Raw genomic sequence first — 12,868 nt, forward strand, 5'->3', positions numbered from 1 at the left:
TCGTATAAAGCTGCTCTATAGGAAAACTAAAAGTGATAAAAAGTTTGCATGTATTATGAAAGCGTTTGCTTTCAGTAAAAATCTTAATTACCTTAAAGCGATGATTTCAATTCAGCGTGATGTTCAAACCGATGCAACGAATGCACTTAATCAATCAAATTAGTAATAAACAGGGCTACTTATGTCTGTTGCTATTGCTTATGGCGTTGATTTTTTCGAGTGTCGCTTCTCTAAAAATGACGCTGTCGATGTTTCCTGATCAGCCAAGTTCAAATGCCATGCAGATGGTTCATGCTGATGTTCAAGATCATCAGCATTGTCATAATGATAAAGCAGCTGATTGCCAGGCGAGTCAGAGTGGTCATGATCATCAAGGCTGTAGTCAGGCACATTGTAGTACCTTGCCTGTGTTAGCAACGCCATTTAATTTTTCAGCAGTTGCGTTAGCGGCTGAATCTCAAGAATTGGCCACCCCGCAGATGCGCGCTGGTGAGCCGAGTACTCCCTATATCCCACCGATTGTTTAATCCTTAATACCGTTTTTGCTCGGATAACCTTTAGCGTTTGTCCGAATCAGTTTGTATTAATGTGATGAGCAAATACCATGTTCCCAATTCGTACTTTTATGCTGCGTACCTGTGGTGCGTTAAGCGTATGGGCGTTGGCGACGACGACCAATGCCGCGCCAATTACCCTTACTCAAGCGATTGAACAAGCAATCCAGCAAGATGCTTGGCTGGTTGCCAACAGTAAACAACAGCAAGCGTCTATGGCGATGAGCCAAGGTGCCATGGCGTTACCTGATCCAAAAATCTCGCTTGGCTTACTCAATATGCCGACCGACACCTTTGATTTTGAACAGGAAGCTATGACCCAGCTGAGCGTGCAGGTCACGCAAATGTTTCCGGTGGGCGACACTTTACAGATCAACAGTGATCAGTATCGTGCCAAAGCGGAGCAGTCTGAATGGCAGCGTTCTAATCGTATCGGGCTGATTGAGAAAGACGTTTCACGTCTGTGGCTAACAGCCTATTACTATCAAAGAGCCTTGCAGATTGTTACGCAAAGTAAACCTTTGTTTGAGCAGTTAAACGATGCCGTGGCGAGTAATTATCGCGCCTCTTATGGTTCTGCTAGACAGCAAGATTTGGTACGCGCCGAACTTGAGCTAAGTAAGCTGGATCAGCGCTTGATTGAATTGACCCAAGCCCGCGACAACGCCTTGAATCAACTTAAACAATACCTACCAGAGCAATTGTCGAGTGAATTAACTATTGCCACGTCGACCGCGAATATAGAAAGCATGCTTACGACAGAGGCTTTATCAGCACAGCAAGTGCTAACGCAACTGCAGAATCATCCGCTGGTAAAGCTGATCGACAAGCGCACCGACAGTGCTCGCTTAGATCAGTCGTTGGCTGAGCAAAAATACAAACCGCAATGGGGAGTGACTCTAGGTTATGGTTATCGTGGCGATGCGCCGAATGGCAGTGATCGAGCCGATCTTGCCTCATTAGCGGTCAGTGTCAGCATGCCGATTTTCTCAACCTCACGTCAGGATGCCGAAGTGTCTGCTGCACGCTTACAAGCTGAAGCTTTGCTATCGGATAAAGAGCTACTTTTGAACGAGTTGCAATCCCGTTACCAAGCTTTGTTGAGCAATATTGAGCAGTTGAAAAATCGCGAAGCTCTGTATCAAACAGATTTACTACCGAAATACCACGCCAGCAGTGAAGCCGCGCTAAATGCTTATACCCGCGACGATGGTCGTTTTGTCGACATCGTCCAAGCACGCATTGCCGAGCTCAATGCCCAAGTTGAGTTGCTGGGTATTCAAGTCGAGCAAAGCAAACAAGCCGCAGAATTAAAATATCTGCTTGCCAACCAGACTGAGTCAAGCAGTAAAGGAGAGACGCTATGAAAGCATTAGGCTATGTGGGGACATTGGTGCTGGGCGGCGTATTAACTTATGGCGCTTTGGAATTAGGGCTCTTGCCGAACACTGGTTCCGATCAAGGCGCTCCAGTTGCAGCCACGGGTGAAAAACAGCCGCTTTACTGGGTCGCACCTATGGACCCTAATTACCGTCGTGATGGGCCAGGAAAATCACCAATGGGTATGGACTTAATTCCATTCTACGGCGATGAAGGGGGCGAACAAATGGGCGCAGGCACCATTAGCATCGCTTCCGAAGTGGTCAATAACCTTGGCGTACGTACCGGACTTGCTGAACAGGGGCAGCTCAGCACCCATATACGTAGTGTGGGCTACCTTGGTTACAACGAAGAACAGGTCGTACATGTGCATCCGCGGGTCGATGGCTGGATTGAAAAAAGCTTTATCAAAACCAACGGCGATCAGGTAAAACAGGGGGCCCCCTTATTCGATTTGTATTCGCCGACCTTGGTCAACGCCCAAGAAGAGTTTGTCTTTGCGTTGGGCCGAAAAGACACACGTATGATTCAAGCGGGTGAAGAGCGTTTACAAGCCTTGCAAGTGCCGCAAAGCTTTATTGATCGGCTAAAGCAAACCCGTAAAGTGTCCCAAACCGTGCGCTTCTACGCACCGCAAAGTGGGGTAGTCGATAACCTTTCGATTCAGGATGGTTTTTATGTCACCCCTGCGAAAACTTTGATGTCGATTGCTGATCTCTCTGAGCTGTGGCTAGAGGCGGAAGTGTTCGAACGTCAAGCGAGCTGGGTTAAAGTTGGCCAGGCTGTGACCGCTGAATTGGACTTTTTACCCGGTGAACGCTTCGCGAGCACAGTGGATTTTATCTACCCAACCTTAGATGCCATGACTCGTACTTTGAAAGTTCGTGTGCGATTGGCTAATCCTGATGGTCGCTTAAAGCCGAAGATGTTTGCCCATATCGATATCAATGCGACACGTAACTCTCAAGCATTATTGGTTCCAAAAGAAGCGGTGATTCGCGGTGCCAAGCAAAACCGAGTGGTGCTTGCGCTTGGTGAAGGGCGCTTTAAATCGGTCGCCGTGGAAGTGGGCGCGTTTTCCGATGAGCAGGCAGAAATTCTATCTGGCCTAAAATCTGGCGATCGTGTGGTGACGTCGGCGCAATTCCTATTGGATTCTGAGTCGAGTAAAACGTCAGACTTTAAGCGCATGGAAAGTGCTGAGGACATGTCTGACATGCAAATGGCGTCCGATGAGCAACAAACGCCACCGGAAAACGTGTGGGTCAGTGCTAGCGTCAACAGTATTGATCCAAGCAATGGCAAATTGAATGTCAATCATGCTGCGATTCCAGAGTGGAATTGGCCAAAAATGACCATGGATTTCTACGCTGCTGAATGGCTCGATCTTGAAGCCTTACCATTAGGTCAGCCGTTACAACTGGAAATTGTCCGTGAAAGCAGTACGCGCTACTCGGTTAGCGATTTTCTCATTACGGATGGCCAGTAAGGAGCGGTTATGATTCAAGCAATAATTCATTGGTCGATCCATAACCGCTTTCTGGTGCTGCTGTGCAGCTTGATTCTGGTTGGACTCGGCCTGTACTCAGTCAAGAACACGCCGGTGGATGCGATTCCAGATCTATCCGATGTGCAGGTGATTGTTAAAACCAGTTATCCAGGCCAAGCGCCACAGGTGGTGGAAGATCAAGTGACCTATCCATTAACCACTGCCATGCTGTCGGTGCCAGGGGCGCAAACCGTGCGGGGCTTTTCGTTCTTTGGTGATTCGTATGTTTATGTGATCTTTGACGAAGACACGGACATGTACTGGGCACGAAGCCGCGTTCTGGAGTATTTGAGTCAAGTGGCGCCATCATTACCTAGTAATGCTCGATCACAGTTAGGCCCAGATGCCACGGGTGTCGGTTGGGTGTATTTGTACGCATTGGTGGATCGAACCGGTCAGCATGATTTGAGTGAGCTGCGCTCATTACAAGACTGGTTCTTGAAATACGAGCTGCAAACGGTACCTGGTGTTTCAGAAGTCGCGCCCGTCGGTGGCATGGTTAAGCAATATCAGGTGCAGGTAAATCCTGAAAAACTGCGCGCCTTTAATATCCCTCTAAACCTTATTAAGGTGGCGATTGAGCGTGGTAACCAAGAGGTAGGGGCATCAGTCATTGAAATGGCCGAAGCCGAGTATATGGTGCGCACGACTGGTTATATCCAAGGCGTGGAGGACTTAGAAACCATTCCCCTCGGCGCCAATGATCGCGGTGTGCCGATCCTGCTAAAAGACGTTGCGGATGTGGTCGTTGGGCCACAGATGCGCCGCGGTGTGGCGGAACTAAACGGTGAAGGTGAGACTGTTGGTGGTGTGGTGGTGATGCGCTTCGGTGAAAACGCTCAACAAACCATTAATGGTGTCAAAGCAAAGCTGGAAACGCTGAAAAAAAGCTTGCCGGAAGGGGTTGAGGTGGTCACCGTCTACGATCGTTCGGGCTTGATTGATCGTGCGGTGGAAAACCTTTGGTCGAAGCTGATCGAAGAATTCATCGTCGTGGCGCTGGTATGTGTGGTGTTCTTATTTCACGTTCGCTCCTCTTTGGTGGCGATTATCAGCCTGCCAGTAGGCATTCTAGCGGCCTTTATCGTCATGCATCTGCAGGGGATCAACGCCAATATTATGTCGTTAGGTGGTATCGCTATTGCCATCGGAGCCATGATTGATGGGGCGATCGTGATGATCGAGAACCTCCATAAACATATGGAGAAAACACCGCTGACGCCTGAGAATCGTTGGCAGATTGTTGCCAAAGCGGCTTCTGAAGTGGGGCCCGCGCTGTTCTTTAGCTTATTGATCATTACCGTGAGCTTCGTGCCGGTGTTTACTTTGGAGTCCCAAGAAGGACGCATGTTTGGTCCCTTGGCATATACCAAAACCTATGCCATGGCGGCGTCGGCAGCTTTGGCGATTACCTTAGTGCCTGTGTTAATGGGCTACTTTGTGCGTGGTAAAGTCTTGCCTGAGCATAAAAACCCCATTAACCGTGGTTTAACTGCCTTATATCTGCCTGTGCTTAGAAAAGCCTTGTCCTATCCAAAGGCGACTATTGCGATAGCCGTGATGGTTTTTGCCATCGGTATGTGGCCATTAGATAAGTTAGGCAGTGAGTTTATTCCTAACTTGGATGAAGGCGATTTGATGTACATGCCAACGGCCTATCCTGGGATTTCTATTGGCCAAGCACGTCAAACTCTGCAACAGACCAATAAGCTGATTGCCTCTGTGCCGGAAGTGGAAACGGTATTTGGTAAAGTCGGCCGCGCGGAAACCGCCACGGACCCTGCGCCCTTGACCATGATCGAAACCTTTATTCAGCTAAAACCTCGCTCTGAATGGCGTGAGGGAATGACTACCGAGTTATTAAAACAAGAGTTGGATAAATTGGTTCAGGTACCTGGCATTACCAATGCTTGGGTAATGCCGATCAAAACTCGCATCGACATGCTGGCAACGGGGATTAAAACCCCAGTGGGGATCAAGGTGGCGGGGCCTGATTTGGCCGTGATTCAACAAATTGGTCAACAGCTGGAGAAGGTGTTGAGTAATGTGGAAGGTACTGCATCGGTCTACTCAGAGCGAGTTGCAGGTGGGCGCTACATTAAGGTCGATATCCAGCGTGCTAAGGCAGCGCGCTACGGTCTCAACATCCAAGATGTGCAACTGTTGGTTGCATCGGTGGTGGGTGGTATGAATGTTTCTACCACGGTGGAAGGCCTAGAGCGTTATCCGATTAACATTCGTTACCCGCAATCTTATCGTGATTCGCCTGAGCAATTGGCGTTATTGCCGATCGTCACGCCAAGTGGTCAGCGAATTGCGTTAGGGGATGTGGCCAATGTCTATCTAGAAGATGGTCCACCGGGGATCAAAAGCGAAAACGCTCGCTTGAATGGCTGGACCTTTGTCGACATTGACGGCATGGACTTAGGGCGTTATGTGGCGCATGCAAAACAAGTGGTGGCGGAAGAGCTGGATTTGCCTGCGGGTTACTCACTTAACTGGTCGGGTCAATATGAATACATGGAACGTGCCAAAGAGAAGCTCACCTATGTAGTGCCGCTGACCATTGCCATTATCTTGGTACTTCTATACTTAAACTTTCGCTCCGCGATGGAAGTGGCGATCATCATGGGTACCCTGCCTTTTGCCATGGTCGGCAGTGTTTGGCTGATGTACTTGCTCGACTTTAACTTTTCTGTGGCGGTGGGTGTGGGCTTTATCGCACTCGCCGGGGTGGCGGTGGAAATTGGCGTAATCATGCTGGTCTACCTCAATCAAGAGTGGCAATTACTTAAGCAAGAGGCGAAGAATCTTAGTCAAGCAGCACGTCAGGAGCGTTTATTAGAGGCCGTAATACATGGAGCAGGACTTCGTGTCCGTCCGGTAATGATGACGTCTGCGTCGATTATTATTGGTTTGCTACCGATCTTGTTTGCCACTGGCACGGGCTCTGAAGTGATGAGCCGCATCGCCGCACCCATGGTGGGCGGTATGATCAGTGCTGTGGTGCTGACCTTGGTGGTGTTACCAGCGGTGTACTATTTATGGAAACGCTTTGAGCTTGCCAAAGTGTGATCAGACAACCGGACGCGACGGCGTAATGGTGGTCTGCGTCCACTTTTGAATCTAAATGAACTTCAATAGGAGAAGTGATCATGAAAGCGATGAAAATTACGTTAGCGGCTGTCGCTATTGCGGTATCAGCAGGTGCGATGGCAGATAATTCAAATGGTATGAATCACTCGCAAATGGGCGGTGGTGATAAGAAACAGACTGGCATGAACCACTCCGAAATGGGCAGTGGTGGCATGGGTAATAGCGATATGGATCATAGCACTATGCCAAATGCGGCTATGAATGGTGGTGCTATGCACGAAATGATGCATTCTACTTACCCAGCAGACGGCGCTATGATGATGGAGCCAGTCGATCATCTTAAAATGCAATTCACTCAGCCAATGCAAATGATGAATCTAAAGGTGATTGGCTCAGACGGTAAACCTGTAGCGATCAAATACAAGCGTGGTGGTGAGGCAATGCATGAGTTTATGGTCGATATGCCAAAACTCAAACCGGATACATACCAAGTGCACTGGAAAGCAAAGGGGGCAGATGGTCATATGATGGATGGTAACTTTGGCTTTATGCAGCACTAATAACGCTGTTAAAAATGCAAAGGCGCTTGTAACCCAAGCGCCTTTTTTATTTGGCATACTTTTTTCATAACTAATTCCGTTGCTTTTACGCAAAATCTGGGCCATCTCATATCGCCTCAGTTGAGGTAATGTGCGAAAATGACCATTTAGTCAGGATCACAGCGAAAAAGAGGTTTCCATGAGCGTTTATGAAATTCGCCACCCCCTAGTCCAACATAAGATTGGCTTAATGCGTAATCAGAAAATGAGCACGCGCGGTTTTCGCTTGTTAGCGTCAGAAGTGGGTAACCTGCTGACTTACGAAGCAACCAAAGACCTTGAGCTAGAAGAGTACGAACAAGACGGCTGGTGTGGTCCAACCACATGTCAGCGTATCAGCGGTAAGAAGATTACAGTGGTGCCGATTCTACGCGCTGGTCTAGGTATGCTGGATGGCGTATTGGAATTGATTCCAAGTGCGCGCATCAGTGTTGTCGGTATTTACCGAGATGAAGAAACCCTTGAGCCTGTGCCTTACTTCGATAAATTAGCCAGCGATATTGATCAGCGTATGTCGTTGGTGGTCGATCCTATGCTAGCCACTGGCGGTTCTTTAATCGCGACAATTGATCTACTAAAGAAAAACGGTTGTGACAGCATTCGTGCATTGGTGTTGGTGGCTGCACCAGAAGGCATCAAAAAAGTGCAAGAGGTGCACCCTGACGTGGATATTTACACGGCCTCAATCGATAGCCACTTAAATGAACAGGGTTACATCGTTCCAGGTCTAGGCGATGCCGGCGATAAGATCTTTGGCACAAAGTAACTTTTTAGCATCCTATAACTAAGATTGGTTCCCTTCACATGACAACACCAACTTCTACTCAACAGGACAACATGCTTGCGGGCTGGCGTCTGGCGTTAGCTGGGGCGCAAATGCTATTCGTAGCGTTTGGCGCTTTGGTCTTGGTTCCATTGATTACAGGTCTTAACCCAAGTGTGGCACTGTTCACCGCGGGCTTAGGGACTCTGATTTTCCAACTTTGTACAAAACGAAGTATGCCGGTGTTCTTGGGCTCGTCGTTTGCCTTTATTGCACCGATTATCTTTGCGGTGGAAACTTGGGGGCAAGCCGCAACCATGGGGGCTTTGTTTTGTGCGGGTTTGGTATACGTCGTGTTATCGATGTTAGTGGCTATTCGCGGACCAGGTTTCCTACACCGTTTATTACCACCTGTGGTAACCGGTCCGATTATTATGGTGATTGGTCTTGGCTTAGCACCTGTTGCCGTGAACATGGCATTAGGTAAAGCGGGAGATGGTTCGGTGCAGTTGTTCCCGTACGCAGATGCTATCTTGGTATCCATGCCTGCATTGCTAACGACTTTACTAGTCGCTACCTATGCGAAAGGCGTGTTCCGCTTGGTGCCCATCATCGCAGGTGTTGTAGTGGGCTATCTTGTCTCCTTGTTTATGGGCATTGTTGATTTCAACAACGTACAACAAGCGGGTTGGTTAAGTGTGCCTGCGTTTATCATGCCTGAGTTTCATCTAGCTGCGATTTTGTTCATGTTGCCGGTTGCGATTGCTCCAGCGATTGAGCATGTGGGTGACGTACTAGCGATTGGCTCGATTACGGGTAAAGACTACGTGCAAAAGCCAGGTCTACATCGCACCTTGCTGGGTGATGGTTTAGCGACCTCTGCCGCGTCTTTGTTCGGCGGTCCACCAAACACGACTTACTCTGAAGTGACTGGTGCAGTCATGCTAACCAAAGCCTTTAACCCTGTGGTGATGACCTGGGCAGCGGTATTTGCCATTGCATTAGCCTTTATCGGTAAATTTGGCACCATGCTACAAACCATTCCAAGCCCAGTGATGGGCGGTATCATGATCCTGTTGTTCGGTTCCATTGCTGGTGTGGGTATGAATATCCTGATTAAGTCACGTGTTGATTTGGGTGTTCAGCGTAACCTAGTGATTGTGGCGGTGACCTTGGTGTTTGGTATTGGTGGCATGACATTTGGCTCTTCTGGCTGGCATCTACAAGGCGTGAGCTTATGTGGTCTAGTGGCGATCTTCCTAAACTTGATCTTGCCACACGCCGATCACACTAATGATCTTCACGAAGAGCAAGAAGTGGTAGAAGACATGGTTCACCACGCTGAAAAGAAATAGTGTCTAAACAGCTTGTAAACCATAAAAAGAAAAGGGTGAGTACTTGGTACTCACCCTTTTTGGCTTTATAGAGGTGTATTCGGTTATAAGGCTTTTAGTACCCGCCGTTAAACGCACTGTTTGGCGCGAGCTCGGGATCCATGGACATATTATCCACACTGTAGATATTCCATCGTTTGGTCTGTGTGGTTTCTTCGCCGTAGATTTCGGCCATTACTCGGCGGTTTTGTTGTCGTCCCATCGACGTATCGTTGTCTGCGATTGGTCGCAATTCACCGTAACCAACGCCACTTACGCGGGATGAATCAATACCAAAGTGATTAACGATAACTGATACCACTGCATTAGCGCGATTTTCGGACAATTCCTGATTGTACTCTTCGCCACCCACGCTATCTGTGTGGCCTTCAATAACCACCGTTGAATCTGGGTGATTGTTCATAAAGTCCACTAGCTTCTGAATATCAGCACTGTAGTAAGACTTAATCGTGTACTTAGCGGTATCAAACAATACTTGCAGGTTCATTGATTGGCGTAGGGTATGCTTGCTTGGGCAACCGTCATTGTCAACTTTTAGGCCAATTGCCGTGCCTTCACATAAATCCCGAACATTGACTACACCATCCATGTCTTCATCTGCAATGTTTGGCGGAAGTTGTTCCGCATCGTATAGTGGGGTGTTTGCAAAACTTAGCGATGTCACAGCAACACCAAGGATTACAAGGCTGTTTTGGGTAATCGATTTAAGGGTCATGGTGGTGTTCCGTTGTCCGTGATTGTCTTTATAAATATAGTAGCTGAAACGTCCTTGTCTCCATGTAATTCAATTTAGCAGAAACGAATAAACGCCATATCTTTGTTACCAACCTTAATTTTTTGTAATCAAGTGTTACCAAGAGCCGGTGTTTGCCATAGATAACCAAGGTTCTTGTGGCTCAAGCGAACCGTCTTTTTGCAGTAGTTCGATAGAAATGCCGTTTGGATCTTTGATAAAGGCCATGTGTCCATCACGTGGTGGACGTAGCACGGTAACGCCCATGTCCTGTAGGTTTTGGCAAACGGCGTAAATGTTATCGACTTCAAAAGCAAGGTGACCAAACTGGTCGCCACCAGAGTAAGTACGATCGTCCCAGTTATGGGTGAGCTCTACTTCAGGTGCGCCAGGCTCAGTAGCGTAATAAATCAAAGAGAATTGACCTTGCTCACTGTCGTAACGACGAGTTTGTACTAGGCCAAGCCCCTTAGTGTAGAACTCATGGCTAGCTTCTGGATTGGCCGTACGGATCATAGCGTGAAGGTATTTGATCGACATTTTGTTCTCTCTCCTATAAGTGATTTTTCCTTATGGTAGTGGAACTTAGGAGTGTGAGCAAAAGCCGAGAATGGCTTACAAGGACTTTCCTTAATCTTCCCATACGTAACGGATAGGATCACCGAAGTCGTCGTAAATGACTTTCTTTTTCGGCTTTCTTGGCTTGTTGCCAGTGGCGGGCGGAGTGGGCTTTTTGTCTGACTTACGCTGCTGAATGGCTGCGACCACATGATTTAATGGGGTGCGCTCTTTTTTAGGCTCGATAAACCCCATATGGCTCGTGTTATACTTGCCATCTTGTAAACCGGAGGCGCCCATTTCGACTTGCTGTATTTCACCTTGATGGCGAATAAAGCTTTCGATCTGAGACTCGATTTCCTTTCGAGTTTGAGCCTTTGTCTTCGCTGGTTTCGTCATATCGAGATTATAAAGTTGTGTCCATTACGGCATAAAAAGTGTCACAAACCAATCATACTAATAGTAAGAGGTCGCTAGTGTCTATTGTCAATTTAATTGTCCATGAAGTTCAAAAAGCGGAAGGGGAGTCAAAAGCGCTCTTGGTAGCGCGTCCAAATGAAAACCCGATTGACGCTGAAGCGGAGCAATTGGCAGCCAAGGTGACGCATCTTTTTAATCGCTCGGGCATGAACACTGGGCAATTCTCTAACCCTGAAGGCAGTGAAGAAGGTAGCAAGCTACCTGCGTTATTGCATAAGCACTTTAATGGGGAAGCATTTGATGATTTTGCTGCCTTTACTAAAGCGTGCGCTGCTGAATATGTGCGTTTTCTAGAGCCTGTTAGTGAGGCCGAAGGCGGTTTACTATGGTTCAACCACTATGAGTTGGGCGGCGCGCACTTCTTGTTTATCGTGTTGCTAAAGCGTAAAGCAGGTATTACCTTGGCTGAAGATTTGAGCTTTGCTCAAGTGCATCAACTAGAAACCGACAAATTGCACATGGCATTACGTGTGAATTTATCGGCTTACCATGACCGCGATGATACCCGCTATATTGCTTTCCGTTTTGGTAAAGCACCAAAATGGGAAAGTGAATACTTCACGCAATTTATTGGCTGTGATGAGCCTAAGGTGGCTGCCAAAGAAACACGCAAACTGGTCGAAGCGGCATCGGCTTTCTGTCAGTCTCAGTCCCTACCGTCTAAGGCTGCGAACGAATTCAAGCGTGCGGTAGCAGAACAATGTCTAGAAAAAGCCGAAGAGCGTGAGCCGTTAGAATTAACCGATATCGCCCGTCAAATTGAATCTCGTTTCTCTGCCGAGCAGGCAAGCAAGTTCTTGGAGCTGGCTGAGTCTGATGCCTTCCAAGTCGAGAAAGAGATCTTTGTTGAAAAGGCGGCTCTTAAAAAGCTAACGCGAGCATCAGGGTCAAACCGTTCCCTAACGCTAAGCTTTGATACCGACCTACTAGGAGAAAGTATCGAGTTTAATGCCGATACGGGGGCGCTAACGATCAAAGACCTGCCGCGTAGCTTGCTAAAACAACTGATGTCACTTGAGTCCAAGTAACGCCATCAGTTCTGCCATACTATCGAAGGTTGCCGTAGCGCCTGCATCAAGTTGAGCTTGTGCAGGCAATACGGCGCTGTAAGCTAATACCGTAGCTCCCGCAGCAACCCCTGCTCTGATGCCCGCAAGGGAATCTTCAATCACAAGGCAGTGTGCTGGTGCGACACCCAATGCTGCCGCCGCTTTTAAATATAAGTCTGGTGCGGGCTTACCCTGGGCAACATCATTCACGGCAAAGCGCGTACTAAAAACATCTGCTAGCTGAATCAACTCAAGCTTTAGTTCCAATTCCTCACGTTGCGCGTTGGTGGCCATGGCAATCGGGCAGTCAATGGCGGCCAGTAGCTCTGGTACGCCCGTAATGGGATGCAGTGATGTCTTAATGCTGGTTTGAAATTCCTCACGAAAGCGAACGGCGAAATCTGAGGGCAGCGCTCGTCCAAGCATGGACTCTGCAAGGATTAGGTTTTCGTGATTAGTGTGGCCTGCGAACTGAGTATGTAGAGTGTGATCGTCTAGATGTAAGCCTTCATCGGCCAACATGCGTTGCAGAATATTAGAAGAAAGTGTTTCTGTGTCTACTATTACGCCATCACAATCGAATAAAATAGCTTGGTAATTAAAACGCATGACAACTCCTTTAGAAATGAGTGTGTAACTGCGAAATGATTGTAGCGAGTGAGATTGTAGAAAGGGAGGGATGTTATTTTTTTTCTCCCCAATTGCTTAGTTGT

At 47.9% G+C, this 12,868-nt stretch carries 12 protein-coding genes; 8 read left to right on the forward strand and 4 right to left on the reverse strand.

All coding sequences use genetic code 11. From position 1 onward, the window contains the following. The first annotated feature begins 116 nt into the window (after positions 1-116). The 7 genes from ACOSVP_RS03475 to ACOSVP_RS03505 all read left to right on the forward strand — a co-directional run bounded on the left by ACOSVP_RS03475 (position 117) and on the right by ACOSVP_RS03505 (position 9,296). Complete coding sequence (locus ACOSVP_RS03475) at positions 117-527, forward strand: hypothetical protein (RefSeq protein WP_487346097.1); 411 nt, start codon at positions 117-119, stop codon at positions 525-527. 77 nt (positions 528-604) lie between these two features. Beyond that, positions 605-1,921: a TolC family protein gene (locus tag ACOSVP_RS03480; protein ID WP_487346098.1), complete on the forward strand. Its 1,317-nt coding sequence runs from the start codon at positions 605-607 to the stop codon at positions 1,919-1,921. Further along, positions 1,918-3,423 (forward strand): efflux RND transporter periplasmic adaptor subunit, encoded by a 1,506-nt coding sequence (locus ACOSVP_RS03485; protein WP_487346099.1) that lies wholly within the window; start codon positions 1,918-1,920, stop codon positions 3,421-3,423. Before ACOSVP_RS03480 ends, ACOSVP_RS03485 begins: the two co-directional genes overlap by 4 nt. A gap of 9 nt (positions 3,424-3,432) precedes the next feature. After that, positions 3,433-6,558 carry an efflux RND transporter permease subunit gene (locus tag ACOSVP_RS03490; RefSeq protein ID WP_487346100.1) on the forward strand — a complete coding sequence of 1,042 codons (3,126 nt, stop codon included), beginning with the start codon at positions 3,433-3,435 and terminating at the stop codon, positions 6,556-6,558. A gap of 80 nt (positions 6,559-6,638) precedes the next feature. Continuing rightward, the gene (locus ACOSVP_RS03495) at positions 6,639-7,139 is read left to right on the forward strand and encodes a copper resistance CopC family protein (protein WP_487346101.1); all 501 of its coding nucleotides are present in this window, start codon (positions 6,639-6,641) and stop codon (positions 7,137-7,139) included. Between the two features lie 178 nt (positions 7,140-7,317). Further along, on the forward strand, positions 7,318-7,944 hold the full coding sequence (gene upp / locus ACOSVP_RS03500) for a uracil phosphoribosyltransferase (protein WP_487346102.1): 627 nt from the start codon (positions 7,318-7,320) through the stop codon (positions 7,942-7,944). 38 nt (positions 7,945-7,982) lie between these two features. Next, positions 7,983-9,296 (forward strand): uracil-xanthine permease family protein, encoded by a 1,314-nt coding sequence (locus ACOSVP_RS03505; RefSeq protein ID WP_487346103.1) that lies wholly within the window; start codon positions 7,983-7,985, stop codon positions 9,294-9,296. Positions 9,297-9,390: 94 nt separating this feature from the next. Here the strand turns inward: ACOSVP_RS03505 and ACOSVP_RS03510 are convergent, their stop codons facing one another. The 3 genes from ACOSVP_RS03510 to ACOSVP_RS03520 all read right to left on the reverse strand — a co-directional run bounded on the left by ACOSVP_RS03510 (position 9,391) and on the right by ACOSVP_RS03520 (position 11,025). Further along, positions 9,391-10,050 carry an OmpA family protein gene (locus ACOSVP_RS03510; protein WP_487346104.1) on the reverse strand — a complete coding sequence of 220 codons (660 nt, stop codon included), beginning with the start codon at positions 10,048-10,050 and terminating at the stop codon, positions 9,391-9,393. A 135-nt stretch (positions 10,051-10,185) separates the two neighbouring features. After that, positions 10,186-10,608, reverse strand: a complete 423-nt coding sequence (locus tag ACOSVP_RS03515; RefSeq protein WP_487346105.1) for a VOC family protein — start codon at positions 10,606-10,608, stop codon at positions 10,186-10,188. Positions 10,609-10,698: 90 nt separating this feature from the next. Then, a complete protein-coding gene (locus ACOSVP_RS03520; protein ID WP_487346106.1) occupies positions 10,699-11,025 on the reverse strand; it encodes a hypothetical protein in 327 nt (108 codons plus the stop codon). Positions 11,026-11,102: 77 nt separating this feature from the next. Here ACOSVP_RS03520 and ACOSVP_RS03525 point away from each other — a divergent pair, with 77 nt between their 5' ends. Further along, the gene (locus ACOSVP_RS03525; protein ID WP_487346107.1) at positions 11,103-12,134 is read left to right on the forward strand and encodes a nucleoid-associated protein; all 1,032 of its coding nucleotides are present in this window, start codon (positions 11,103-11,105) and stop codon (positions 12,132-12,134) included. On the opposite strand, the gene ACOSVP_RS03530 is transcribed toward ACOSVP_RS03525, so the two are convergent. Next, on the reverse strand, positions 12,117-12,764 hold the full coding sequence (locus ACOSVP_RS03530; protein ID WP_487346108.1) for an HAD family hydrolase: 648 nt from the start codon (positions 12,762-12,764) through the stop codon (positions 12,117-12,119). The two genes, ACOSVP_RS03525 and ACOSVP_RS03530, sit on opposite strands and share 18 nt — an antisense overlap. Positions 12,765-12,868 lie beyond the last annotated feature (104 nt).

The sequence above is a fragment of the Marinomonas sp. HM11-D genome (assembly GCF_057626615.1).